The sequence below is a fragment of the Sphingobium sp. SJ10-10 genome (assembly GCF_036038995.2).
In the GTDB taxonomy this organism is placed as follows: domain Bacteria; phylum Pseudomonadota; class Alphaproteobacteria; order Sphingomonadales; family Sphingomonadaceae; genus Sphingobium.
The window spans coordinates 727552-752930 of record NZ_CP158133.1; the positions used below are offsets into that span (position 1 = coordinate 727552).

The following is a 25379-nucleotide window of genomic DNA, read 5'->3' on the forward strand; positions in this document are numbered from 1 at the left end:
AAAGAGGCATTCTGGCCGGCAAAGCATGCTTCGCCGGCCAGAATTTCCTGTTCATTATTTCGATCGGATGCGCAGATCCGACTAGAAATGATAGCCCACAGACATGCCCACCTGGCGTCCCGGCTGATATTGACCGAGCGCGAGCGAGCCGATGATGGAGGACACGACGATGACGTTGCCCTTCACCTGTTCGTCCGTCACGTTCTTGACGAACAGGCTGCCCGTCAAGCGCCCGTTCTCGCTCTCATAGTTCAGGAACAGGTTGAGCTTGCCCACCGACTTCTGGGAGGAGATCGGCAGGTTGAACTCGGTGAAATAGACGCGGGACTTCCAGTCGTAGCGGGCGCCGAAGGTGACTTTGCCTGATGAGGTCGCGAAGTCGTAATAGCCGCCAAGGCTGCTCGTATATTTGGGCGACTGCGGCAACGCGTTGCCCGACAGGTCGAGCGAGCAGGGAACCGTGCCAACGCCGGTGCCCGGATCGCACGTGTTGGGCCGGGACGAGTCCGCCGTCTGGAACTGGTCGAACGTCGCATTCAGATAGGCGCCGGACCAGTCGATGCGGAACGCATCAGTCAGACGCAAGGAGGTTTCCAGCTCGACACCATAGACCGTCGCCTTGGCCGCGTTGGTCACAGAGGAGGAGACGCCGACGATCTGGTTCACCTGCAAGTCGTCATACTTCATGTAGAAGGCGGCAAGATTGGCTTGCAGTGCCCGGTTGAAGAAGTTGCCCTTCAGCCCCGCTTCGTAGTTGGCATTGGTTTCCGGCCGGAAGGACGGAGCCAGGGTACCCGCCGAATAGCCGCCGCCCTTGAAGCCGGTCGAATATTTGAGATAGCCGTCGAGAGTCTGGCTGAACGCGTATGAAGCGCCAATTTCGTAAGTCAGCCGGTCCCATTTCGAGGATGACGACTGGAGTGCGCCGCCATTGATAAAATTATTATACTGAACGATCGATTTCTTGTCGCGAGTGTAGCGCAGCCCGGCGAACAGCTTGAAATCGGGCGTGAAGGCATATTGGGCGCGCCCGAACGCTGCGTAAGAGGTCGTGATGAGCGGAACGGCTCCGCCGAACACTGTGATGTCGTTGAGCACCACGCCGCCCCCTAACGGGGCTTCGGCGATGGGAACCTCGATCGCCTGTTCCAGATGCTCCCGGAAATAATTGACGCCGAGCAGATAGGTGAATGGCTTCGCATTGTCCGAGGTGTAGATCAGTTCGTTGTAGGTCTGGCGCGCCGTGTTCTTAAAGGACGCATATGTATCCTCCGCCGCGGTGCCGTCGCCGTCCGATACATTCAGCAGCTTGGAGTCTGCATAGGAGAGGAGAGCCTTCAGGTTTCCGCCACCCAGCGCCCAGTTCAAGGTCAGGTTGGCATTGAAAGCGTGAACCTTGCGATAGTTGATGTTCGCGAACACTTCCCGCTTGCCGACATCACCACGCGACTGCCCGACGAGGATCGACGGGAGTGGAATGGTCGGATCGGGCGTTCCTTCCAGGAAGCTCGCCGGCCCGTTGGAATCGTCATTGGCATATTCGACCAGAATCCGCGCATTGAACGTGTCGGAAGGTACCCACTTGATTTGACCGCGGATGGACTGGTTCTTCGCGTCGTCCAGCCGGTTGGGGCCATTGGGAAGCAGATTGCGCGTGAACCCGCTATTATATGTCTGCTGCGCGGCTACGCGACCGCTGAGCGTCCCCGACTCGTTGAGCGCGCCGTTGACGAAGCCGGATAGCTGGAACAGGACGGGGCTGACGCCCGCCGTCAGGTCAAAGCCGTAATGCGTCTCTGCCGTCGGTTCGTTCGGAACCACGTTGATGACACCTCCGGTGGCATTGCGCCCGAACAGGGTGCCCTGCGGACCGCGAAGGATTTCCACGCGCGCGAGATCGAGGAAGGTGGCAAGGGTCAGCGAAGGCTGACCGATATAGACACCATCGGAATGGATCGCGACGCCCGAATCCTGGCCCGCGTTGATCTGCTGATTGCCGATGCCGCGAATCGTGATGTTCGACGAATTATAGCTGTTGCCGATCTGGATGTTCGGGCTTGGCCCGACCAGATCATTGAGGCTCTTCGTCTGGGCGGCCTCAAGCTTTTGTCCGGCATAGGCAGACACAGCGATGGGGGTCTTCCGAACCGTGTCGCTTCGGCGCGATGCAGTGACAATGATGTCGCCGAGGCTTTGCGACGATGCGTCTTGCGCGGGTCGCGCCGCACTGGCCGCCGGTTGGACCGGCGACACGTCCGCTTGAGCCAGCGCGGCGTGCGACGCACATGTTCCGCAGATGGCAACAATCAATCGATGACGCAATTTCCCCTCCTCATTCATTGGTGTCTCCATCTTTTAATGCGTCTCCGCATTCCTCTGGAATGATGGTTATTCGCAAAGCGGGGGTGATAATTTCTCGCACGAGCGTGAATGGAAAATCAGTCATCGACGAGGCTAGCAGGGAGTGCCTGGCGTTCGCCGTGGCGCGCAGTTCAAATATGAGGAACTGCTCGGCGGTGAAATCTTTTACAGCCTCGCGAGGCCGGGGTGCTGATCGAAGCTTGGCGGCGCCATTACAACACCGGCCGCCCTATATAGCGGCGGAGCATTGCAAACGGAGAAGGCGCCTCCAAAGCCCGAAATGCATTGGGTGGAGAGGACTTCGCGTTAAATTGACAGCGCTTTCAATGGCAACGGGTACTTGATGATCCGCCCGAGGCGCGCATTTCCGCCAAGCCTCCGGCCCAGTTCGTCACAGGCTGATAACCCAGTTCATCACGTGCCCTCTGGTTCGATACTGTGAAATCATAACCAACCAGTCGAAGCATTTGCCGGGTCAGCGGCGGTTCACCCGATCGCCGGAAGGTCCGCCATATGAATTCCATAACCGTCGCCATTCGCCATGCCATGTCGAGAGGAGCGTTGGCGGCCTTCACTACAACGCCACGGGTGGAGAGCAGATCGGACAGCACTGCGCGCATCGACTGGTTCTTGCCGTCCGAAACGAAATAGGCGCGGCCTCCCGGCGATTTTTCGGCGGCCAGAATGGCGCACGCGCAAACATTGTCGACATGCGCCGTCGACATCATCTGTTCGCCGCCGGCCGGCCATCTGAACCGCCCCTCCGCAACATTTTTGACGATATTGTCGAGCATATGCATGCCCCGGCCCCAGATCATGGGCGGCATGATGACGGCCGTGCGAATGCCGGAGATCTTGTTCGCTTCCAAGACAAGTTCCTGCGCGCGCGCTTTGGTCGAAAGATAGGGCGCCCAGGACGGATAAGCGAGTGGCGCGTCCTCGGTTACGTCGCGCATCGGCTTTCCTTCACCCATTACGACGCCAGCCGCGCTGATATACACGAAACACTCCACGCCTTCAGCCTGGGCGGCGGCCAGCATATGGGAAGTCCCTTCGATATTGACGCGCTTGAAGTCGGCAAGCGCGGCCCACATGGTAAACAGGGCAGCCGCATGAAAGACGACGGCGGCGCCCGCCATCCCATCGCGAAGGCTGGCGAGATCGTTAAGATCGCCGGCGACCGGCTGGGCGCCGATCTCCCGCAGCGCTGCCGCATCGCCGGGTGAGCGATGCAACGCTCGCACGGTCCAGCCCTGCTCGACCAGATTCCGGACAAGGTGGCGCCCCAGCAGTCCGGTGGCCCCGGTCACGAATGCGGTTTTCATATCTCCGATCTCCACTAACTCAGCCGGAGATAACAACGCATCATACAACTTACAATATTAGTTATATGTAACTTCCTTATTGCTGACGCTCGGGTTGTGGTGCATATCGCTCCGATGTCCGTGCAATCCGACCGGCCTCTCTCTGCCCTCACGGTGCTGGAAACCGCGAAGCGGCAGGTCCGCCGTTTCGGCGAAAGCAAGACCAATGTGGTCGATATTGCCCGCGCAATGGGCGTCAGCCACGCCGCGCTGTATCGCTTCTATCCTTCGAAGAGCGCGATCATGGACGCCATTGTTCAGGAAGCGATGGAAGACGAAGCCAGGCTGGCCGCCAAACATGTGGAGACGGACGGTCCTGCCGCCGAAAAGCTGACGGCGATGCTGCTCGACCTGCATCGTCGCAAACGCGAGCGGTTCGAGGGCGACCAGGAAATTCACAACCTGTATCGCCGCATCGTCGTGGAACGGCCTGACATGATCGCCGCCTATGCGGACCGCATCACGGCGTTGATCGCCCGGCTGATCGAAAAGGCGGTCCAGCGCGGCGAATGGAAGGTTGACGATGTGGATCTCGCGGCGGGCGTCGTTCGGGATGCCGGGATGATATATGTCCACCCCGCGTTCGTTGCGCAGCTTGTGGCCGCCGGAGCGCCGATCGAGGAGATGCTGCGCGCGACCATAGCCACACTGGCGCGCGCCTTCGAGGCGGGCATCCGCTACGCAGGCGGCGTGCATGTTGAAGGTGCCGCCGCGCCAGAGCCGATCTGAAGTGTCGCGTTCGAACATCTATTATTATGGCCCGACGAGCGATCATTTCATAAGAACCGCGACTGTGGGACGTCATTCCTGTCGGTCCGACCTGCGAGGTTCACATCGTTCCGGCCAACCACTGGTCGTCTCGAGACCCTGGCGACCGCCGGATGGCGCTATGGGGTGGCTTCATGATCCGCGCTGGTTCATGGCGGCTCAGCATGTGAACTCTGAAGAAGCCATCCAGATTCTGTGTGATCTCGAAGCGAAGGCCGCGATCGGCATGCACTGGGGCATCAGCGCTGATTTTGCCGACGACCTGCGCATGGGCCGGGCGGAAAGTCTGATCGAGGAGATGGAGAGCGAGATGAAGCGGGCGATTCCCGAACTCACCTCCATCTACATCCGTCCGGAAAAGCGGGAGGATGCCCTGGTCCTGCCGCGCCCCGCGCCTGACCCGCGATAGCGCCTAACCAGCGCGCTGGCTGGCCTGCATGTCCAGATTGCGCCAACTGGCCCCTTGACCTTGCCATGATGAACATCATCTAACGCCGGTCGATCCTTCCGGAACAGAGGCCTTCATGCTGTCAGCGACCCTCGCCCGCCATATGGGCGCGAGACATATTCATTATGGCTGGGCAGTGCTGGCCGCCACCTTTCTCACGATGCTGGTCGTCGCGGGGGCCGTGGGCGCGCCCGGCGTGTTCATCATTCCCTTGCAAAAGGAATATGGCTGGAGCGCGGCGGATATTTCAGGCGCGCTGGCCATCCGTTTCCTCCTCTTCGGCAGTATGGGGCCGTTCGCCGCCGCCTTCATGAACCGTTTCGGCGTGCGGCGGATGATGCTGATTTCGCTGTCCATCATCATCGTCGGCCTGTTGCTGTCGATGGGCATGACCGAGCTGTGGCAGCTCGTGCTGCTCTGGGGCGTCGTCATCGGCATCGGCACCGGCCTGACCGCGATCGTGCTGGGCGCCACCGTCGCCACGCGTTGGTTCACCCACAGGCGGGGTCTGGTCATGGGGCTGTTGTCCGCCAGCACGGCCACCGGCCAATTGGCCTTCCTGCCGCTGCTTGCCGGGCTGACGGAGCATTTCGGCTGGCGCGCTTCGGTCTTGCTGGTGTGCGGCGCGATCCTGCTGGCGGCGATGGTCGTGCTGCTGCTGATGCGCGACCGCCCCGCCGACCTCTGCCTGCCGCCCTATGGCGAGAGGGAGGTGCATCCGGCCCCGCCGCAGCCCGCCAGCTTTGGCGCCCTGCTGATGAGCCCGCTCCACATATTGGCCGATGCCGCGCGGGTGCCGAGCTTCTGGATATTGTTCTTCTCCTTCTACATTTGCGGCGCCAGCACCAACGGTCTGGTCCAGACGCATTTCATTGCGCTTTGCGGCGATTATGGGCTGGCGGCGGTAGGCGCGGCGTCGATGCTGGCGATGATGGGCCTGTTCGATTTCGCGGGCACGCTGGCGTCAGGCTGGCTGTCGGACAGGTTCGACAATCGCTGGCTGCTATTCTGGTATTATGGTCTGCGCGGCCTGTCGCTGCTCTATCTGCCGTTCAGCGATTTCTCGCTCTACAGCCTGTCGGTCTTCGCGATGTTCTATGGCCTGGACTGGGTCGCCACGGTGCCGCCGACGGTTAAGCTGACGGCGCAGCGCTTCGGGGCGGAGCGGACCAATGTCGTGTTCGGCTGGATCTTCGCCGGGCATCAGCTTGGCGCGGCGAGTGCGGCGCTGGCGGGCGGCCTTTCCCGCACGGTCTGGCACAGCTATATGCCCGCCTTCGTGGCGGCGGGCATATTGTGTCTGATCGGCGCGGGACTGGTGCTGTTGATCAATCGCGGGCGGAGCAAGGCCTTCGCCCTCGCCTGAGCGGCTGCCGACACAGTCGTGTTTCTGTCGGCTCCTACCTATATTATTGGCGTCATTCTTCCGGTCAGCGGCGTCAATCGCCTGACGACCATGCCGATGGCTCACGAGATGAACGCTGTCATCGTCGATTATTTCACGAAGCCCAACTGACGATTGAGGGGGGGCGTGGGGTCGGACGCTAGCGGCAGCGTCCATGGCCTTGAAAGCGCGCAATCCGTACTTCCGTCAGACACCAAGTGCGAAATCGAATGTTACGATATCGGCCACGTCTATACCGCCGCTCATTTCCTCGATCGCGGGATTTTGAAGGGGCCGCTGCTCATTCAGTCCGTGTTCGGTGAGGATTATTGCTGGTCGGTCCTGGGTGCGGGCGCAATCAGATGCCGATCAAGTGCGCAAGATCGTCACCATTCTCGACGAGCTTGGCTTCAAGCCCGCGACGCCGGACGAAACCCGCAGCATGCTGGGACTCAAGGGGCGAAATGCCGTATCGTTCGCTTAGAAGGTGGATGAGGGCGGAGCATTATGGCAGACCTGATCCCGCCGCGTTGCGCATCGATGCGGACGGTCAATGTGATCGACATATCGGGAGTGCGGTGATTGGCCTTGCCAACATATGACGAACAGCGCGCAGCCGCCCGTCGGCGGCTGCCGCACATGCTCTTTGAATATATAGACAGCGGCGCCTTCGACGAGCGCACCTTGAAGGCGAACCACGCCGACCTTGCCCGGCTTCGGCTCAAGCAGCGTGTCATGCGCGACATGTCCGATCTGGATATGTGCGCGGATATCGCTGGTACACCCGCATCGATTCCCGTCGCCCTGGGTCCGGTCGGCTTTGCGGGCATGTATGCGCGGCGGGGAGAGGTCCAGGCGGCGCGCGCGGCGGCGGCGGAAGGCGTGCCGTTCTGCCTGTCTGCCGTCTCGGTCTGCGATTATGAGGAGGTTCGGCGCGATAGCGGCACTACGCCCTGGTTCCAGCTCTACATGATCCGGGACCGCGCCTATATGGGGGATCTGATCGATCGCGTTCTGGCGGCGGGCGCGCAGACGTTGGTATTCACGGTCGATATGCCGCTGCCGGGCATCCGCTATCGCGATGCGCGATCGGGACTCTACGACACGGGTCTGCGGGGTCTGGCGCGGCAGACCTGGCAGGGCATGGCGCATCCCGCGTGGCTGTGGGACGTATATCTGCGCGGCCGCCCGCATGGCTTCGGAAACTTCGCCGCGGCCATTCCCGGCAAGAAGGGTCTTGGCGATTATTGGAGCTGGATTCGTGAGAATTTCGACTGCAGCACCAATTGGGACGATTTGAGCTGGGTGCGCTCCCGCTGGCCGGGCCGCATCCTGATCAAGGGCGTGCTGTGCCCGGAAGATGCCGTCGCGGCCTTCGAAGCCGGGGCCGACGGCGTGGTCGTTTCCAACCATGGGGGGCGTCAGCTGGACGGCGTGGCCTCAAGCATCGCGGCATTGCCTGCGGTGGTGGATGCGGTCGGCGGCCGAGGGCCGGTGCTGATCGATGGCGGGCTGCGGTCGGGCCTGGATATCGTGAAGGCGCTTGCGGCCGGCGCCGACGGATGTCTGCTCGGACGGGCCTGGGCGTTTGCGCTCGCAGCCGGCGGCGAACGCGGCGTTGCCGCCATGCTCCAGGCTCTCAAGGCCGAGCTGCGTGTGGCCATGACCCTGACGGGATGCCGGGTGCTGCGCGACGCCGACCATTCGCTGTTCGACATGGAGAGCGATGACGCGCTTTCCGATCTTCACCGCGATGGTGTGGATCCGGGCTGAAGCCAAAGCTGCCCGGTCCTTCGATGATGCATGCGATATCGATGACATTGGATGACCATATCAAGGAGATACCAGGTGGATATTCTGCAGGCCGACGATATCGTCAAAATCAATGAAGTGCTTCATCTTTGGGCATTCATCAACGACAACAAGCGGTTCGACTTGTTCGACGATGTGTTTACCGAGGACGTGCAGTTCGACTGGACCTATGTTGGTGGTCCAAAGGGGTTGAACGGGATCGACGTCTATCGCGCCTTGCTCCAGGACGCCGTGGATAATGGCATCGTCGCCGATCATCATATCCTGGGCTCGATCGTTCGTATGGACAAGGACGGACATGTACGGGTGCGCAGCCGCTACATCACCCATTTCGGTGATGGTCGCATGGTCAACGGAGAATATCTCCACATTCTGCGGCGAACGCCCAAAGGCTGGCGGGTTTCGCTGCACAAGATGGCACGTCGCATTCCCTCGCTGGACATCGGCGCCGCGCCGCCCGAGTTTTTCGAGGGATGGCCGCTGGCGGCCTGAGGTCAGCGACGCCCTCACTGTCCGACCTGCCGCATGCCGGACTGGGACGGACGATGCTGCCTGTGCAAGACGGCTGCGTGGTCCGCTGTCGGGTCATGCCCAGGAGAGATTGCGGCAATCGGGCCTTGCTATTGGTTCGATCCGCGGGGGTGACGCATTGTCCGACAGGACCATGTTCGCGCCGACCTGACGCATCGGTAACTCTCGCTCGGTCGATCCCTGCCGCGGCCTTGGCGCGCAATTTGGATAATTTCGCAGTGGGCGCCCCGTGGCGCCATGAACAGGAAGCGATATCATGCTCCTTCACGAGCCGTTTGATTTTCATGCCCGCAGCCGTGCCGGCTATGTGCTTTCCAAATCCGATGGGACGGCGCTGACCTACGGCCAGGGCAGGGAAAGGTCGCTTCGCATGGCGTCGATGCTGCTCGGCCTTGGCCTCAAGCCTGGCGAGCGCGTCGCCACCATCATGAACAATGCGATCGATGCATTGCTGCTCATCTATGCGGCCGCCAGAACCGGAATCGTTTGCGTGCCGCTCAATTGCCGGTTGGCGCCGCGCGAATGGATGGGAATGATCGACGACGCGCAGGCGCGGGTTGTCATCGCAGATCCCGCCTTTGGCGAAGCTCTGGACAATGCCGGCGGCAAGCCGCCGATCGCGATCTGCTCCCAATCCACGCGACCGGGCTGGCTCGCCCTGGATGAACTGCTCGCTGTCGCCTCGCGCGATATTCCGCGGACCTCGCTATCGGACGAGGCGCCCGTCCTGCAACTGTACACGAGCGGCACGACCGGCAAGCCCAAAGGCGCGATGATCAGCCATCGCTCGATCCTTTCAGACATCAGCCTGATCTCTTTCGCGATAGGGAATTGTTTTCCCGGGCAGCGCTCGCTTCATCTGCTGCCCTTCTTCCACGTCGCGGGCGTGGGATTTGCGCTTCGTGCCGTTTCCGGCGGCGAAACCCTGGTCATCCTCAAGAGCGTCGATCCGGCCGTTTTGCTGAGAACGCTGGTCGACGAGGAAATCGCCTGGACCTTCATCGTCCCGACGATCATCCAGATGCTCCTGAAGGAGCCGGGTATCGAGGATCTGCGATTCCCCCATCTGCGTCAGATCCTCTACGGCGCGTCCCCGATTGCCGAACACGTCCTCGTCAAGGCGATGAAGATATTCGGATGCGATTTTCTCCAGGGCTTCGGCATGACCGAATTGAGCTGCGCCGGCACTTTCCTGAGCGAAGACGACCATGCGCGCGCGCTCGTCGACCGTCCCGACCTTCTCTCGTCGGCCGGGCGCGCGCTGCCGGGCACGGAGCTGCGTATCGTCGACGGCCATGGCGCGGACTGCCCGCCTGGCGAGATTGGCGAAATCCTGATCCGGGGACCGCAGGTCTTCCTGGGTTACTGGGGGTTGCGGGAAGCCACCGAGGCGGCATTGCGCGACGGTTGGCTACATAGCGGCGATGTGGGATCACTCGACGAGGAAGGCTATCTGTTCATCCGCGACCGTATCAAGGACATGATCGTCAGCGGTGGAGAGAATGTCTATCCCGCCGAGGTGGAAGCGGTGCTGCACCAGCATCCCCAGGTCGCGGAAGTCTCGGTGATCGGCGTGCCCGACGACAAATGGGGCGAAACGGTGATGGCGGTCATCGTGCCCGAGGTGGGATGTGAGTTGAGCGAAGCCGAACTGGATCGCTATTGCCGTGCCCATTTGGGCGGGTTCAAGCTGCCGCGCCGCTACAGCTTCGTGACCGCGCTGCCCCGCAACGCGAGCGGTAAGATCCTGAAACGCGATCTGCGCGCCGGGTTCTGGGAGGGACAGGCGCGACAGATAGGCTGATCAGGCTCTTCCATCAGCGTGAGCCGACCGACGACGGGAGGCTGCGCGCATGCATCGCTCCGGTAGCGCAACGGCAATGAGGCATTCACAAAAACGGGGCGTCGAACGTTCTCACCGCATACGGCCCTTCAGCTTGGGTGGAATCATTGACGCAGGGTGGCACGATCATTGATCTATCGACGGCTCGCCGTACGAAGATCGAGATCATTTATCGGGAACATGAGGCGCGCCTGCTTCGCTTCCTGCGGTTCCGGCTCGGGTCCGATGCCGAAGCCCGGGATACCGCTTGAGGCGGATGAAACTGATCATCATCAACACATAAAGCTGAGATACCGATATGCCCATAACGACCCTCGACGATAAAGCCGCTCTGATTGTTGTCGACCTTCAGAAGGGAATTGCCGCCTTCCCCGTCTTGCGTCCGCTGGATGAAATCGCGGAGAATGTGAACCTGCTTTCCCGAGCATTCAGGCAGCGCAAATTGCCGGTGATTTTCGTCGTTGCAGCAGGAGCCTCGCCGGGTCGCACCGATGCCGCAGTGCGGCACATGGAGCGGTCGGGAGATTTTGCCGACCTTCTTCTTGGCCTTGAGGTGCATCCAGACGATTACCAGATCACAAAATATGCCCGCGGCGCATTTTCCCGGACGGAGCTGGAGGATATTCTTCGCAGACACGGGGTGACCCAGGTTGTCGTCACCGGCGTGGCAACAAGCAATGGCGTTGAGTCGACGGCACGCCAAGCCTATGAACTCGCTTTCAATGTTGTTCTGCCGACTGATGCCATGACTGATGCCAATGCCGAGGCGGAGGCCTATAGCGTGACGCGGATATTCCCGCGGATGGCGGAAACGGGCGAAACCAAAGCGATTCTCGATCTGTTCAAAAGGGAAACGGCAGGCTGAGGAAGGAAAGGGTTTGCGCTCCTGCGGACGGCGAGAATTTGCGGATTTCCAGTCGATTTGAGTCTGCTTGGCGGCCGCGCTATCGATGACTTATTGATGATCCGCTATATTATTGTTGCTACCATTGAAGAATTGGTGACCCCTTTGGGCATCCTGAATGGTCCATAACTGGCCCTCTTCTTCTTTAGTCAGCTCTCGATCCGCGTTTATGTCCGCGATCCGCTCGATTTCGTGACGGACCCCAGCCATCTCCGGCGTATCGAGATCATATTCGTGGGCGGGCTGCGGCGTGGCGATGAAACCACCGCCTTCTGCTTTCTTGCGGGTTCGCTTATAGATAGCCCGCAGGGAACCAGCAGTCGGCGCTTTGCCGCCCGACGCTGCCAGCCACTCCTTCCGCAGCCCCGCTTCCCATAGCGCGGCTTCAGCCTTCGCCAGCTTCAAATCAGAGGTGCCCAAGGAGCGCTGGAGAAACTCCTTCCCGTCGTATCGGTCCTTCTGTTCAACCGGGATACGAACGCGCGTCGAGTAGCGATTGTGTCGGCGGATTATGAAGGCCATTTCGCCTCTCTATGTGGCAGGTTCGTGTGGCAGAACCTACACAAAATCAAGATAAATCAGCATGCGCTGGCTCTAGAAGCTCCCTGTCAGAGTCTCCTGCTGCCCCAGCCAGCCGAATCCTATAGTTTCGTCCCATTTCCAGTGACTTACGTAAGGATCGCATCGAAGAGAGTTGGACCCGGTTTGCCCTGTTTGGACCGGATTCGACGCCTCTTTTATCGCGATTTTATTGGAGCAGGGGCCGACCAGGATGTCGGACTATGACTCGCATGGCCACGCCCCCTCGCTCAACGATACGTCCACGCTGGCATCTTCCAGGCGCACCTTTCTGAACCAAACGCCTGCACAAGTGCGCCGGGCGTGCCTGCTGGACGATAGCATCATGCTCGGCGCGCTTGTCCCGATGGACAAGCCAGCATATCAATCCGGTCAAACTCTCATTATGACTGCGCGACCAACGGGGTGCAGATCAAAATGTACAACGGTGCGGGAATAATTTAAAACCGAGATTGAGAGATTGATACCTGTTGCTCTGCTCGCACCCGCCATTCAGTTTGAAGTTCAGCTCATCAAGATGCCACCACCAGTGTCGACATCCACGCATTCGAGGAACGGGCTGGCCACTAACGGCGGTTGCGAACAGTGGACCAAGCCTATTCCACCGATAGCGCACTTTCTCGTGGCTGATATCGATGCCACGCTCAGAAAAAGCGGATCTTCTACATTTCGAGGTGAAAGCCGCAAGCCGATCATCAGATTAAGGTAGGCTGACGCCTTGATTGCTGACGCTCACATGCCAAATAATGTTACTGAAACCTGCCGTTTATTCTCGTCGAAATGGGTAACTCTTCGCCGAATCGGGGAGCCATCCATGCCGGAGCAATAATTTCGATGATCGCTGGTATGATTTCGACCGCAAGCGGTGGCATGTTCGCAACATCGGCCACCGGCATGCTCACCCACATGAAAAATTGCCATTCTTATTCTCTTTTTACCGAATTTAACTGCCGAAATCCCCCGCCAATTTTGTAAAAACTTGGCATCAAAAAATTTGCATTGGTCAATGAGGCCAAACGGGGGGGCGAGTACTTATGAAAAGTCGACTTGACAGTAGCGCCTTCGTGCGCATCATCGCAACTTCTATGGCGCTTTACAGCCTCGGCGCCGCCGCACGCACGCCTCAAACGGAAGAGCGCTCCGCTTCTGAGGCGGGTTCGGAAGTGAACTCCGAAAATGGCTTTGGAGACATCATCGTCACCGCGCGGCTGCGCAAGGAACGACTGCAGGACGTCCCGGTGGCAGCGACAGCTTATACCGGCAAAGATTTGGCGCTTTACAACACCGAAAGCTTCACAAGCATCGCCGCACGCAGCCCTTCTTTAGGGGTGCAGCCCTTTTCAGGTTCGTCGCAATTCGCCTTGTCTCTGCGGGGCATTGGCACGGGCAGTCTGGCGCCGAGCAGCGATCAGGCGGTATCGATCAACATCGACGGCGTCCAGTTCAGCCAATCGAACGCGCTTCGGCTGGGCCTGCATGATCTGGATCGGGTCGAAATTCTGAAGGGTCCCCAGGCTCTGTTCTTCGGCAAGAACAGCACTGCAGGCATCATTTCAATAACCTCAGCGGATCCTGGGACGAAATTCGAAGCCATGCTGCGCGCGGGATATGAGTTCGCCAATGAACGCAAGTTCGTGGAGGGCTCCATTTCGGTGCCGCTGACCGAGACGCTGGGGCTAAGGGTCACCGCCTATCACAGGAATCAGAATGGATGGTTCCGCAACGACGCGGTGCCTGTGCCATCGGTGCAGGTTCCCGCATTCCTCGGCGGCCAAGGCGAATTCACGCCGGCTGGCGTCGGGCCATCGACGCCTACGGGTCCAGACGAGAGAGAAACCTTTGTTCGCGGAACCCTTGTGTTCAAGGCGCCCGATCAGTCGTTCGAAGCCAGGCTCAAGCTGGCTTACAGCGATTTCGACCGCAAGAACGGATATGGTTTCGTTACACAGCGTGTGCGCTGCCTGTCTCCCGCCGGGCCCACATTTGTCGTGGCGCTCGGCCAGGGTTCGACCGACTGCAAACTCGACCGATATTTCAATGAAGTGCACTTTTCGCCGGGCGTTCTTGCGCTCGATCCGCGGCTCGGCGACGATCAGGGCAGGCCTTATACGCGGCAGCGCCAGTTTCTGGCATCGTTGACGGCGGATTTTAGACCGAGCGATCAACTAACGCTCACCTCCGTCAGCGGATACCATCGGCTGAAGGACAGGATCAGTCTCACCAACGCCCAGGCGAATATTTCGTCAATCGGTACCTTTAGCGGTATCGACCTCGAACAGTTCACGCAGGAACTGCGCCTACTGTCTTCGTTCCAATCACCGTTCAATTTTCTGGCCGGTGGATTTTTCCAGCATGCGACAAACAATCAGGACAACTCCGTTGCCTTCGACGCACCCTATGCACGTTTTTTTTCGGGCGGATTCTTTACCGGTCCGGTACAGATCTCGAACTATCAGGGGCGGCTGAAAACAGACGCATGGTCCGTTTTCGGTCAGGCCATTGTCGATGTGACGTCCAAGGTGCAACTGACGGCGGGCGCGCGCTATTCGGAAGAGCGCAAAAAGGCCGGAGCAACCTCTTTGCCCTATAGTTTTTCTCCGACCACCTTCGAGGTTCCGATTACGCCTGACAAACGCAAATTCACCAATTTTTCTCCGGAAGCCACGATCACCTATAAGCCAGTCGATAATCTGACCCTCTATGGAGCTTACCGAAAAGGGTTCAAATCGGGCGGCTACAGCCTTGATGCGGTGACACTTGCTTATGGAGCGCATGTTCCTGCCGGATAGAGAAGACACTTTCTGTCCCCGATAGAAATGACACCCTTTGAGGACAGCAGGGGCTGCGTGGAGCCATCGGGATAGCGCAGCGCAGACCCTGCTGATGGCGTGACATAGAGGGGAAGGGCATGGACCCGCTGCGCAGGCAGCGGGCTCGGTCAGAGCCGGTCGAACAGTCTCAGCGGACTTTCACAAACTCCAGCGTGCCGCGCGCTTGCAGCTCGGCCCGGCTGAGCCGTGGACCGCGCTTGAGTTTTGGGCCGCCCAGGCGACGGCGATCAACCTTTACCGGCGCTTCGGGCTCGGGAAAGAGATGGGCGGGCTGATCACGGCGGGCAGGGGCATTATTGTTGCGCTGCCGGTGATGCGGCGCAATCGCCTGGATCTGCTTCGCCAGCAGCAGCGCTGCGTCCAGATGCTTGTTGTCGACAATGGCCGGTTGATTGATCCGGGGCATCTTGTCGAACAGGCGATAGGGAAGGACCTGCCCCTCATGACGGATCTCGATCTTGCCGTCAGGATATTCGCAGATGTGAACACGCGTACCTACCAGAGCCTTGCTGATCGCGGTAGGCTCCAGAATGAACAGAACCTTGTTGTAATGCAGCGTCAGTGCCTTTGAAATCTTCCGCTTTTCGCGCCAGACCATGATCGCGCGCAGATCGTCCTGCGGTGCCAGAGGGCGATGCAGATCACGACTGCCTGCCGCTGGGCGGGCAAAGCGCCGATTGTGCCGAACCATATAGCTTGGCAGAAAGACGTTCGCTTCTTCGATCGACGAGATGCCCTCCAGCCGCATCGCCTTGACCAGCCGGTCCTGCAAGGTGCCGTTGGCGCGCTCAACCCGGCCCTTGGCCTGCGGCGAGTTGGCGCAGATGATCTCGATGTTCAGCGCATCAAGCGCGCGGCCGAAATGCGTCATGCCATCGCCCTTCGCCGTCGCCTTGGCGTTGCGGAAGACCGAGTGCTTGTCGGAATAAAAGGCCACCGGCTTGCCGTGCCGCTCGATATACTCGCGCGTCGCTACCATGTAGGAAAAGGTGCTTTCGCTCTCGACCATCTGGAGATGCAGCAGCTCGCTGGTCGCGTCGTCAATGTAGACAAGCAGCGTGCATTTCGGGCCACGCTCCTCCAACCAGTCATGCTTCGAACCGTCAATCTGGACCAGCTCCCCACGACAGTCCCGCCGGTGACGCGGTTGATAGGGGCGAGAACGACGGGCGGCGCGATCCTGCCAGATTCCCGCCTCGATCATCATCTGCCGCAGCGTCTCACAGCCCACCGAAATGTCGTGACGTTCCGCCAGATATTCTCGGGCCAAGGTCGGTCCGAAATCCGCATAATGCGTGCGGACGATCGTAAGGACGCGCTCGCGAAAGGCATCGCTGTGACGCCGGTTGCTCGGCCGACCACGCTTGCGCGACACCAGGCCTGAAGCGCCTTCGGCGCGCAGACGTTCCAACAATCGGAAAATCTGCCGGCGCTTCAAGCCCAGCAGCGTGGCCGCATCCTCAACCCGAAGCGCGCCGCGCTCCACGCGCATCAATGTGTCAAACCGCGAAAGCTCGCCATGGCTCATCGCCACCACCGTCATAAGCGCGTCCTCCCGAACTGCCAGGAGGACCATGCCACCGAGCTCTGCTAAGGACGCCCAAGGGTGTCATTTCTATCTAGCAGAGGGGTGTCATTTCTATCCGGCGCGGCGGTTTCCATTTGAAGCGCGACACCCGAGGTGATGCGTAGCATTTCATCCGGGGTGGGGCGAGCCCCACCCCGGATGGCAAAATTTATCCGGCCTTGAGGAGGGCGATCTGTTCTCCCAGGACCTCGTGCGGGGTGCGATAGCCCAGGCACTTGCGGGGTGTGCTGTTGAGGCGATCGGCGACGGCCTGGATCTCTTTGTCCGACAGGAGCGCAATGTCGGTGTTGGAGGGCAGGAAGCGCCGTATTCGGCCATTGCAATTTTCCACGCCGCCTTTCTGCCAGGGCGCGGACGGTAAGCAGAAATAACTGGTGACGCCGAGCCTGTTTCGCAGTGTCGCAAAAGCCGCAAATTCCGTGCCGCGATCAAAGGTGATGCTACGCCGGAGGGAAGGGGGGATGCCGCGCAAATGCCGATCGATCCCGGCCATGACACCGGCAGAATGTCGGCTCGGATTACGCGCGAGGAAGGTGAAGCGGCTGCAGCGTTCGACCAGCGAGGTGAGGTTGGCTTTGCCATATTCTCTCCGGAAGATCAGGAGATCGCCTTCCCAATGTCCGAAGCTGCTGCGATCCGCAATTTCCTGCGGACGTGCGCCGATCGTATTGGCCACAGGAATATGGAGACCGCGTGGCTTACGAGCGTAGCGCTGCCGTCGAGAACGGCGGGCAACGGGAAGATGGCGCCACAGCTTCTGGTGGCGTCCATCAGGTCCATAGACATATTGGTAAATGGTCTCGTGGCACACCGCCTCCCGGTTGCCCCGATGACGCCGCAGGTAACCCGCAATCTGTTCTGGCGACCAGGCGGCCGACAAGCGATCAGCGATATAAGCGGCGAGTTCCGGTTGGCGAGCGATCTTCCCGCCACGAACTCGACGCCCGCGCGCCATGGTCTGTGCGACAGTCGGAAAATAGCCGCGAAACAGCGGATTCTCATCCAGATGGCGGTTGCGCTTGAGCTCTCGATAAATCGTCGAAGGATGCCGACACAGCGCGTCAGCAATTTGCTGTGCTGACCGTCCGGTTGCTGCCAATCGATAAATGTCGCGCCGCTCGTCCAAACCCAGATGCTGATAGCCGTTCATTGCGTGCCTTCCTGGAAAAGGGATCAAACCCTTATAAAACCTAGGATTTCGCACTTCGAAATAGAATCCACCCGCTTACAATCCGATAGTTTGATAATATATATTATGTTAAAGTCACATCAATTTGGTTGTTAAATGCAGATGTCCATGAATGCTGAGGATGAGCTACCCTGTAGGGCAAGTGACGACCGAACGCCGACTCGACCATCGCAAGAGACATGGCAGTTGGATCCGACAACACCATCTGGTTCAGCAAGTCGCAATCCGGCGGATCGACCTTGCGACCACCGGCAAGTTGCAGAACAGCTGTTGAGGCTGGATCAATCTTAAATCCCATGGACCATCGCCGCTCCGCTCCATTGGAAATAGCGTCTATCATCTGGACAGTTTACCGCTACGCTGGCGTGATCCGAATTTGACGAAACTGGCTACTGCGGCTTCAGAAGCGCAAGAGGCCATGAAGAAAGCATTGGCCTCCCGGTCCCCTCCCTCCCCTTCATGCACTTCGGAGAAATAGCGCTTCACGGCGGCTGATTGGTCGCGCGGCAATTTTGCCAGTCGTCTCGCTAGAGCAAGCGCAGCGGGCAAGACCGGATCTGCCACCTCATCAGCCAGGCCGAGCATCGCGGCGCCATGACCGTCCATCAGGTCGATCCCCCAACTCAACCGACGCGCTTTGGTACGGCCGATGCGCTGGGAAACTGCTTCCAGCCCCCAAGCGGGGAATAGACCGATCGGAACCTCCGGCAGACTCCATTTCGCATCAGGCGTCGTGAAGACAATGTCGCAAGAGGCAGCGAGCGTCAGCCCCCCGCCAATTGCAAAACCGTGCACCGCCGCGATCACGGGTCGAGGGAATACCGCCAGTGCGCGGGCCAGCCTGCCCGACGCAGCCTCAAAGGCCGCCCGCGCGGCATCATCCATTGCCGCGAGACCGGCTAGATCGCTGCCGGCGCAGAAACCATTTCCCTCGCCATGAATGACCACAGCGCCGATTGCAGGATCATGCGCCGCCAGTTCAAGCCATGCGATGGCCTGTGCCACCATGTCGACCGACATTGCATTTCTGCTTTTCGGTCGATTGAGGCGCAGAAGATGAACTCCGTCAAAAATATCGTCGACCGAGACCCAAATGGGGTCAGGCTCTTTCGCTGCATCCACGCGGGATCTCCTCAGAACGAGTTCGATGGTTGGTCGGACAAAGCGGGCGCATTCTTCATGAAGGGAAGGGAAAGAAGCCGGTCAAATTCCCGGCGGGAGCGGGCTACCGGAATCATCATAGTCTCTCCTTATAAATTTCGCGCGCAACATTTAGATAGCTTGTGTATCATATATTAGCTCATTCGAATCGGCGCCAGGGACTATGTTGGCACCGTGGCATCAGGTGGTGCTCAAAAAAAGGCGAACGCAAACCACTGGACGAAAGCAGTAAGCTTTCATACTATATAGGCTGTAGGCATATATTCGGCCACGGGCTGGCCACATCGAGAGGGAACGACAAATGGCGACTGAGATCATCCTGCCCAAGCTCGGCTTTTCCATGAATGAAGGCATGCTTTCCGAATGGCTTGTGGCTGACGGCGGACAAGTGAGCGTGGGCGAACCGCTTTTTGCGCTGGAAAGCGACAAGTCGACTCAGGAGGTCGAGGCGCCCGCGTCGGGCACGCTGAAAATCCTCAAGCAGCCCGGCGAAACCTATGAGGTGGGAACGATATTGGGCGAGATCGTCTGACCGCAATCCTGCCACCCGCATGAGGGGGCAGACATCAATACACAATGGACCAGGAGGGGCGTTTCGGGCGCCGGAGCATTATGAAGCGTACTGACAGGGTTATCATCACTTGCGCCGTCACCGGCTCGATCCATACGCCCACCATGTCGCCGCATCTGCCGATCACCCCGGACCAGATCGCCACGGATGCGATCGCCGCGGCGGAAGCGGGTGCGGCCATGCTGCACCTCCACGCCCGGAACCCGGAAACCGGCCAGCCTTCGCAGGACCCCGAGCTTTTCCGCCAGTTTCTGCCCCGTATCAAACAGTCGTGCGATGCAATCCTGAACATCACGACCGGCGGCGGGCTGGGCATGAGCCTGGACGACCGGCTCGCGCCGACCAAGACGTTCAAGCCCGAAGTCTGTTCGATGAATATGGGATCGGTGAATTTCAACATTTCGGGCGCGGCAGCGAAGATCAGCGAATGGCGATATGATTGGGAAAAACCCTATCTGGACATGACCAAGGATTTCATCCTGTCCAATACATTCGCCCAGATCGAGCGCGCCATGACCGAGCTGGCCGATCAGGGGACGCGGTTCGAATTCGAATGCTATGATGTCGGGCATCTCTATAATCTGGCGCATTTCGTCGACCGCAAGTTGATCGAGCCGCCTTTCTTCGTTCAGGGTGTGTTCGGCATATTGGGCGGCGTCGGTCCCGATCCTGAAAATGTCATGCATATGAAGGCCACGGCGGATCGGCTGTTCGGCGAGGATTATATCTTCTCCGCGCTGGCGGCCGGAAAGCATCAGATGCGGCTGGTGACGCTGTCGGCCCTGCTGGGCGGGTCGGTGCGCGTCGGGCTGGAGGACAGCCTCTATGCGGGCAAGGGCGTTATGGCGACCTCCAACGCCGTTCAGGTCGCCAAGATCCGCCGGGTGCTGGAGGAGTTGAGCCTGACGGTGGCGACGCCCGCAGAAGCGCGCGCGATGATGCAGACGAAGGGCGGGGATAATGTCGCATTCTGATGCCCTCGCCAATGGCATGGCCCTTGCCGAGGGGCCGCCATTGGATGAGACCGGCCTGATCCTGCCTTCTGAATATCCGACCGTCTTTGCCGCCAAAACGCCCGACAAGCCGGCGATCGTCTTCGGCCCGCACCGCTGGACCTATGCGCAGCTGGACCGTGGCTGCAACGCAGCCGTCAGCCTGCTGCGCGAACATGGCGTCGGGCCGGGCGGCCGCTTTGCCTATATGGGCAAGAATAGCGATCTGTTCTTCCTTCTGCTGATCGGCGCGATGCGGGCGCAGGCCGTCATGGTGCCGATCAACTGGCGCAATACGGCGCCGGAAACCCGATATGTGCTGGAGGACAGCGCAGTCACGCTGGTCATCGCGGACCGGGAGTTCGATCCGCTGGTGGCGCAGGCCGACTGCAAGGGTCTGCCCCGCGTCATCGTCGATGACGAGGGACCGGATGGGTTGCGCGCGCGCATCGCCGCATCGCCGCCTGCACCGCATGTGCCGCTCGATCCGCGCGCGCCATGCCTTCAGCTTTACACCAGCGGCACCACCGGCAAGCCGAAAGGCGTGCTGACGTCGCAATATGCCTTCGGCATCCATCGGCATATCGAGACTATATCCGGCTATTTCGACGACTGGGGCGATGATGAGATTCTGCTCTCCCCCCTGCCCGCTTTCCATATCGGGGGCATGTCCTGGGTCTGCACCGCGCTGGTGCGGGGCGCGACGGCGCATGTCATTGCCGACACCAATCCGGCGACCATTTTGGACGCGTGCCTCGCGCAAGGGATTACCCGCACCTTCATCGTGCCGACACTGGTGCGCGCGCTGATCGGGGAGATGGACGCGCGCAATGTCCGCGTGCCCACGCTGCGCGGTATTCATTATGGCGCTGCCTCCATGGACCCGGCGCTGCTAGAACGGTCGGTCGACCGGCTCGGCTGCCGTTTCCTGCAATATTATGGCATGACGGAAATTTCCGGCACCATGGCGATTTTGGGGCCAAAGGAGCATGATGCCGCCAATCCCGCTCTGCTCCGTTCGGTCGGGCGGCCCCTGCCCGGCTTCAGCATCGCGATCCGGGGACCGGAGGGCGAATTGCTGCCGGTCGACACGCCGGGGGAAATCTGGGTGAAAGGCCCAAGCCTGCTGATCGAATATTGGAACAAGCCCGACGCGACGGCGGAGGCGCTGATCGACGGCTGGTATCGCTCCGGCGATGGCGGCAAGCTGGACAAGGACGGCTATCTGTTCCTGACCGACCGGATCAAGGACATGATCGTTTCTGGCGGCGAGAATGTCTATCCGGCCGAGGTCGAAGCGGTTCTGCGCGACCATCCCGCCATTCTCGATTGCGCGGTGTTCGGGCTGCCGCACCCCAAATGGGGTGAAGGTGTCACGGCCTCGCTGGAACTGCGTCCCGGTCATGAAGTCGACGCCGATGAGGTGATCGCCTTCGCGCGCAAGTCGCTTGCCGCCTATAAGATTCCACGCCGGATCGAGCAGGGCGTACCCCTGCCCCGCACCGCGTCGGGCAAGGTGCAGCGCGCCCTGATCCGCCAATATTTCATCGAACGGGACCAGTCCTGAAAGGGAAACGAAGCCAATGTATCTGATCGCGCGACTGGAACTCTCCTATGCCGGCGTCATGGATTTCATGGGCATAGCGCCCAAGGTGCGGGAAAAGATGGAAGCGCATGGCTGCCGCATGCTGCACGCCATGATAACGGATATAGACAGGCTGAACACCGTCATTCACATTTGGGAAGTTCCGGACGCCAACAGCTATTTCGCGGCCGTCGACGCCCTGAAGGCCGATCCCGATTTTCCGGAGATCGTCAGTGCGCTGGCCCGTGCGGTGGTGAACGAGACGCTCTCCTTCGCCTCCGACACGCCTTATGCGCCAATGCGCGGCTGACTGGCCGGAACAAACATAACAGGAGAAGATATTCCATGGCACGGCTTGCGAACAAGGTTGTGATCGTGACGGGCGGGGCGCGGGGTCTTGGCGGCGGAGCGGTGGACGCACTATGCGCGGAGGGCGCGAAAGTCGTGATCGCGGACGTTCTGGACAAAGCGGGAGAGGCGCGTGCCGCGCAGCAGATCGCCGCCGGGCATAGCGCCCATTATGTCCATCTGGACGTGCGCGAGGCTGATGGCTGGGCCGCCCTGATCGACGACACGCTCTATCGCTGGGGGCGGATCGACTGTCTGGTGAACAATGCCGGCATCAATATTCCAATCGATATCGAAGAAGCGACCGTCGACCAGTTCCGCGCCATATTGGATGTCAATCTGATCGGCGCCTTTCTGGGGACGAAAGCGGTGCTGCCCGCGCTGCGTCGGAGCGGTGGCGGCTCGATCATCAACGTCGCCTCCAACAGCACGCAGATGGTCCTGCCGACGACCTCGCTCTATGGCGCCAGCAAGGCGGCCCTTGCGAACCTGACCAAGACGACCGCCGTGCATTGCGCGCTGCGGGGCGACAAGATCCGCGTGAACAGCATTCACCCCGGCGCCCACCTGACCGAAATGCTGGAAAATCCGCAGGTCCAGGCGATGCCGCAGGTCCGCGCCCTGGTGAACGCCATCCCGATGGGCCGCATGGGCCTGCCCGCTGAATTCGGCAAGCTGGTCACGTTTCTGGCATCGGACGACGCCAGCTATATGACGGCGGCCGAATTGTTCACCGATGGCGGTTTGACGGTGGTATCCTTCGCAGATCCGTCTCGCGCTTAGAAGTCAGACGAGCAACCGATCCCGGATCGTCATAATGTCTTCATCATCGAGACCGAGTTCATCGCGGATGAAGGCCTCGGCCGTGCCGTGGCGTACCTCCAGCGCCACGAACATGGCAGCCAGATAGGCAGGATCGGCGCGCATCATCGGCTCCCATATCGCCGGGTCCACCTCCGCGAAGCGATGCCCCACCGGATCACTGGCGATCAGTTGGCAGCCGCGTGCGAAAAATTCATCGGTCAGGGCATAATCGGCGAATATCCGTTCGCGCTCCACACCCAGCAGGTCAAGCAACAGCGCTGCCGCGATACCGGTGCGATCCTTGCCCGCCGCGCAATGGAAGACAAGCGGCAGCGGTCCCTGCGCGATGCGCAGGAAAAGCTCCCGATAGGAAGGAGCCTGCTCATAGGCCAGCGTGCGATAGGCATCGATCATGAGGGCGCGCACGGTGTCCGGCGTCGCATCGGGCCTGTGCATCGCTTCGGTGAGGTCGCCTGCGCTCATATGATGGTCGCGGGACCAGATTTCATATTGGGCAGCCTCTGGCAGCCGCGAAGGCCGTCGGCTGCGCTCGCTGGTCGAGCGCAGATCGCAAATCACCTTGAGGCCAAGGTTGTCCAATATCGCATGATCGCGGTCGCTCAGTTCCGACATCGTACCGGAGCGGAACACCAGTCCTTGCGCGACATGGCAGCCATCCCGTGTCGGATAACCGCCAATGTCGCGGAAATTATGCCCGCCGTCCATGAATATGATCCGGCCAGAATCACGACCTACTTCCGTCATCGCCATTCCTTGCGCTATTCCGCTGCCACTTTCCCGGCCGCATTCAACAATTCCATAGTGAAATCGGGAAGGCGCGCGATCGCTGCATCGGACAGGCCGTAGCGGGGCAACGGCAGGCCGAGGAAACGGCGCAGTCCGTCATCCGACCGATGCAGATAGCTGATGGTCTGGATCAGGCTGCCTATCTGTCCACCGGGATGCATGAAGGCCTCCCCGCCCAGAAAGCGGCCGCCAGCAGCCTCCCCCAATGACCGGACGATAGCGAGGTTCTTTTCCCACAGGCGCCGGCAGATGACATAGACGCCGAAGGGCGTGCCAGATAGCAAGGCTTGCGCCGCCGGGCTTTCCAGAAAGGACCGCACCGGCACGCTGGGATTGTCCCCCCAGGTGTTGGTGAACAGCAGCACGGCATCATAGCGCCCGACAACGGCATCGGGTGGATCGCAGGTGACCGGCACAGTCAGCCCCTTCTGCGCGCCCTGCGTCCATTTCTTCGAATCGGCGATTTTCAAGGGACGCGCCAGCGCATCTTCGGGCGCCGTCATGCTGATCCGGCATGTCCGTACCGTCCATCCCGCCGCAGACGCCGTTGCCGCAGCCTGAAGCGCCGCCTTTTCGGCCTGCCCGGTCAATGAGTAATAGAGGATCAGGCATGTCCTGTCAGTCATATCGAACGCCCTGTTATGCAACCGTGGCGGAGCAGCGATCCAGCACGACATCACCGCGCTCGACGGCGATTGCCCTGAACCGCAGGCGGCCAGCGCCTTCTTCGAAAAATTCGACCCGGATCGTTTCGCCCGGCATCACCGGCTTGCTGAAGCGCACGAACATCGCCTTGAACCGCGCAACGTCATTGTCGCAATAGGCGGATAGGATCGCGCGATTGGCGATGCCCTTGGTGCACAGACCATGCAGGATGGGCATGGAAAAGCCCGCTTTCTGCGCAATGGCCGGATCGGCATGGAGGGGGTTCCAGTCGCCGCTCAACCGATAGATGAGCGCCTGCCGGGGCAGGGTAGCGATTTCCACCGTGCGGTCGGGCGTGCGATCCGGCACGGGTTCGGCCGCCAGCATCGCGTTGCCGAAACCGCCCTCGCCGCCATTGCCCCGCATGAAAAGCGTCGAACGAACCGTGGCGAGATGATCGCCCGTCGCGTTGTCGAACAGCTCTTTCTCCTGATGCAGCAGCGCGCCGCGTCCCTCGCCCTTGTCTTCGATCCCGGCGACCCTGTATTCGCCGCGAAGGGCTCCCGTGGCGGGCAAGGGCTTGTGAACCACCAGATCCTGCTCGGCGTGCAGGATCTTGACCCAATCAATCCCGAATTGCGGATCCTGCGCCCAGAAGCCAGGATGGCAGAGAATATTGGCGTAGGAAGGCAGGCAGGTCAGCGCCTTCTCATAGACGAAGGGCAATTCCGCCTCATTCAGCGGATCGGCGCCGAAGCCGAGTCCGAGTGCGTATAAAATGGTGTCCCGCTTGTCATAGCTTTGCACGATCGGATCGATCGCCATCGTGCGGATTTTCTCGATGTCCATATATCCTCTTGCCCC

Annotated in this window: 22 protein-coding genes and 3 pseudogenes; 15 read left to right on the forward strand and 10 right to left on the reverse strand. The window is 60.3% G+C overall.

Features of this window, described 5'->3' with window-relative positions; genetic code table 11:
* Positions 1 to 81: 81 nt before the first annotated feature.
* The gene (locus VVT58_RS18855) at positions 82 to 2352 is read right to left on the reverse strand and encodes a TonB-dependent receptor (protein WP_352000095.1); all 2271 of its coding nucleotides are present in this window, start codon (positions 2350 to 2352) and stop codon (positions 82 to 84) included.
* Between the two features lie 148 nt (positions 2353 to 2500).
* Between VVT58_RS18855 and VVT58_RS18860 the strand changes: the two are divergent.
* Positions 2501 to 2592: pseudogene (locus VVT58_RS18860) on the forward strand (integrase core domain-containing protein); the annotation flags it as partial.
* A 92-nt stretch (positions 2593 to 2684) separates the two neighbouring features.
* Here the strand turns inward: VVT58_RS18860 and VVT58_RS18865 are convergent.
* Positions 2685 to 3686, reverse strand: coding sequence for an NAD-dependent epimerase/dehydratase family protein (locus tag VVT58_RS18865; protein ID WP_327754487.1), 1002 nt, complete (start codon positions 3684 to 3686; stop codon positions 2685 to 2687).
* Positions 3687 to 3800: 114 nt separating this feature from the next.
* On the opposite strand from VVT58_RS18865, the gene VVT58_RS18870 reads away from it, so the two are divergent.
* The 8 genes and pseudogenes from VVT58_RS18870 to VVT58_RS18910 all read left to right on the forward strand — a co-directional run bounded on the left by VVT58_RS18870 (position 3801) and on the right by VVT58_RS18910 (position 11376).
* Complete coding sequence (locus tag VVT58_RS18870; protein ID WP_087575147.1) at positions 3801 to 4454, forward strand: TetR family transcriptional regulator; 654 nt, start codon at positions 3801 to 3803, stop codon at positions 4452 to 4454.
* Between the two features lie 277 nt (positions 4455 to 4731).
* Positions 4732 to 4902 (forward strand): annotated as a pseudogene (locus VVT58_RS18880) (cation transporter); the annotation flags it as partial.
* A gap of 115 nt (positions 4903 to 5017) precedes the next feature.
* Positions 5018 to 6307: an MFS transporter gene (locus tag VVT58_RS18885; protein ID WP_327754486.1), complete on the forward strand. Its 1290-nt coding sequence runs from the start codon at positions 5018 to 5020 to the stop codon at positions 6305 to 6307.
* A gap of 210 nt (positions 6308 to 6517) precedes the next feature.
* Positions 6518 to 6809 (forward strand): annotated as a pseudogene (locus tag VVT58_RS18890) (3-keto-5-aminohexanoate cleavage protein); the annotation flags it as partial.
* A 98-nt stretch (positions 6810 to 6907) separates the two neighbouring features.
* Entirely contained in the window at positions 6908 to 8098 is a 1191-nt protein-coding gene (locus VVT58_RS18895; RefSeq protein WP_327754484.1) for an L-lactate dehydrogenase, read from the forward strand.
* 75 nt (positions 8099 to 8173) lie between these two features.
* Positions 8174 to 8629, forward strand: coding sequence for a nuclear transport factor 2 family protein (locus tag VVT58_RS18900; RefSeq protein ID WP_066563459.1), 456 nt, complete (start codon positions 8174 to 8176; stop codon positions 8627 to 8629).
* A gap of 295 nt (positions 8630 to 8924) precedes the next feature.
* Positions 8925 to 10472, forward strand: coding sequence for a long-chain-fatty-acid--CoA ligase (locus VVT58_RS18905; protein WP_327754483.1), 1548 nt, complete (start codon positions 8925 to 8927; stop codon positions 10470 to 10472).
* A gap of 337 nt (positions 10473 to 10809) precedes the next feature.
* Positions 10810 to 11376, forward strand: coding sequence for a cysteine hydrolase (locus VVT58_RS18910; protein WP_327754482.1), 567 nt, complete (start codon positions 10810 to 10812; stop codon positions 11374 to 11376).
* Between the two features lie 90 nt (positions 11377 to 11466).
* On the opposite strand, the gene VVT58_RS18915 is transcribed toward VVT58_RS18910, so the two are convergent.
* Positions 11467 to 11937 (reverse strand): DUF6538 domain-containing protein, encoded by a 471-nt coding sequence (locus VVT58_RS18915; protein WP_327754481.1) that lies wholly within the window; start codon positions 11935 to 11937, stop codon positions 11467 to 11469.
* Positions 11938 to 13058: 1121 nt separating this feature from the next.
* Between VVT58_RS18915 and VVT58_RS18920 the strand changes: the two genes are divergently transcribed.
* Positions 13059 to 14783 (forward strand): TonB-dependent receptor domain-containing protein, encoded by a 1725-nt coding sequence (locus tag VVT58_RS18920; protein WP_352000098.1) that lies wholly within the window; start codon positions 13059 to 13061, stop codon positions 14781 to 14783.
* A 169-nt stretch (positions 14784 to 14952) separates the two neighbouring features.
* On the opposite strand, the gene VVT58_RS18925 is transcribed toward VVT58_RS18920, so the two are convergent.
* From VVT58_RS18925 to VVT58_RS18940, 4 genes are all read right to left on the reverse strand, one after another.
* Complete coding sequence (locus VVT58_RS18925) at positions 14953 to 16368, reverse strand: ISNCY family transposase (RefSeq protein WP_327754532.1); 1416 nt, start codon at positions 16366 to 16368, stop codon at positions 14953 to 14955.
* Positions 16369 to 16561: 193 nt separating this feature from the next.
* Positions 16562 to 17563, reverse strand: a complete 1002-nt coding sequence (locus VVT58_RS18930; protein ID WP_061934287.1) for an IS30 family transposase — start codon at positions 17561 to 17563, stop codon at positions 16562 to 16564.
* A 103-nt stretch (positions 17564 to 17666) separates the two neighbouring features.
* Positions 17667 to 17900, reverse strand: coding sequence for a hypothetical protein (locus VVT58_RS18935; protein ID WP_327753795.1), 234 nt, complete (start codon positions 17898 to 17900; stop codon positions 17667 to 17669).
* 38 nt (positions 17901 to 17938) lie between these two features.
* Complete coding sequence (locus VVT58_RS18940; protein WP_327753796.1) at positions 17939 to 18724, reverse strand: enoyl-CoA hydratase/isomerase family protein; 786 nt, start codon at positions 18722 to 18724, stop codon at positions 17939 to 17941.
* 340 nt (positions 18725 to 19064) lie between these two features.
* Here VVT58_RS18940 and VVT58_RS18945 point away from each other — a divergent pair, with 340 nt between their 5' ends.
* From VVT58_RS18945 to VVT58_RS18965, 5 genes are all read left to right on the forward strand, one after another.
* Complete coding sequence (locus VVT58_RS18945; RefSeq protein WP_327753797.1) at positions 19065 to 19295, forward strand: lipoyl domain-containing protein; 231 nt, start codon at positions 19065 to 19067, stop codon at positions 19293 to 19295.
* An 80-nt stretch (positions 19296 to 19375) separates the two neighbouring features.
* Positions 19376 to 20308: a 3-keto-5-aminohexanoate cleavage protein gene (locus VVT58_RS18950; RefSeq protein WP_327753798.1), complete on the forward strand. Its 933-nt coding sequence runs from the start codon at positions 19376 to 19378 to the stop codon at positions 20306 to 20308.
* Positions 20295 to 21893 (forward strand): AMP-binding protein, encoded by a 1599-nt coding sequence (locus VVT58_RS18955; RefSeq protein WP_327753799.1) that lies wholly within the window; start codon positions 20295 to 20297, stop codon positions 21891 to 21893. Before VVT58_RS18950 ends, VVT58_RS18955 begins: the two co-directional genes overlap by 14 nt.
* A gap of 16 nt (positions 21894 to 21909) precedes the next feature.
* Positions 21910 to 22221 carry an NIPSNAP family protein gene (locus VVT58_RS18960; protein ID WP_327753800.1) on the forward strand — a complete coding sequence of 104 codons (312 nt, stop codon included), beginning with the start codon at positions 21910 to 21912 and terminating at the stop codon, positions 22219 to 22221.
* A gap of 35 nt (positions 22222 to 22256) precedes the next feature.
* Entirely contained in the window at positions 22257 to 23042 is a 786-nt protein-coding gene (locus VVT58_RS18965) for a glucose 1-dehydrogenase (protein WP_327753801.1), read from the forward strand.
* A gap of 3 nt (positions 23043 to 23045) precedes the next feature.
* Here the strand turns inward: VVT58_RS18965 and VVT58_RS18970 are convergent, their stop codons facing one another.
* The 3 genes from VVT58_RS18970 to VVT58_RS18980 are packed head-to-tail and all read right to left on the reverse strand — an operon-like array spanning position 23046 to position 25364.
* A complete protein-coding gene (locus VVT58_RS18970; protein WP_327753802.1) occupies positions 23046 to 23828 on the reverse strand; it encodes a tyrosine-protein phosphatase in 783 nt (260 codons plus the stop codon).
* 14 nt (positions 23829 to 23842) lie between these two features.
* Entirely contained in the window at positions 23843 to 24496 is a 654-nt protein-coding gene (locus tag VVT58_RS18975) for a hypothetical protein (RefSeq protein WP_327753803.1), read from the reverse strand.
* Positions 24497 to 24509: 13 nt separating this feature from the next.
* Positions 24510 to 25364 (reverse strand): MaoC/PaaZ C-terminal domain-containing protein, encoded by an 855-nt coding sequence (locus VVT58_RS18980; RefSeq protein ID WP_327753805.1) that lies wholly within the window; start codon positions 25362 to 25364, stop codon positions 24510 to 24512.
* Between the last annotated feature and the right edge of the window lie 15 nt (positions 25365 to 25379).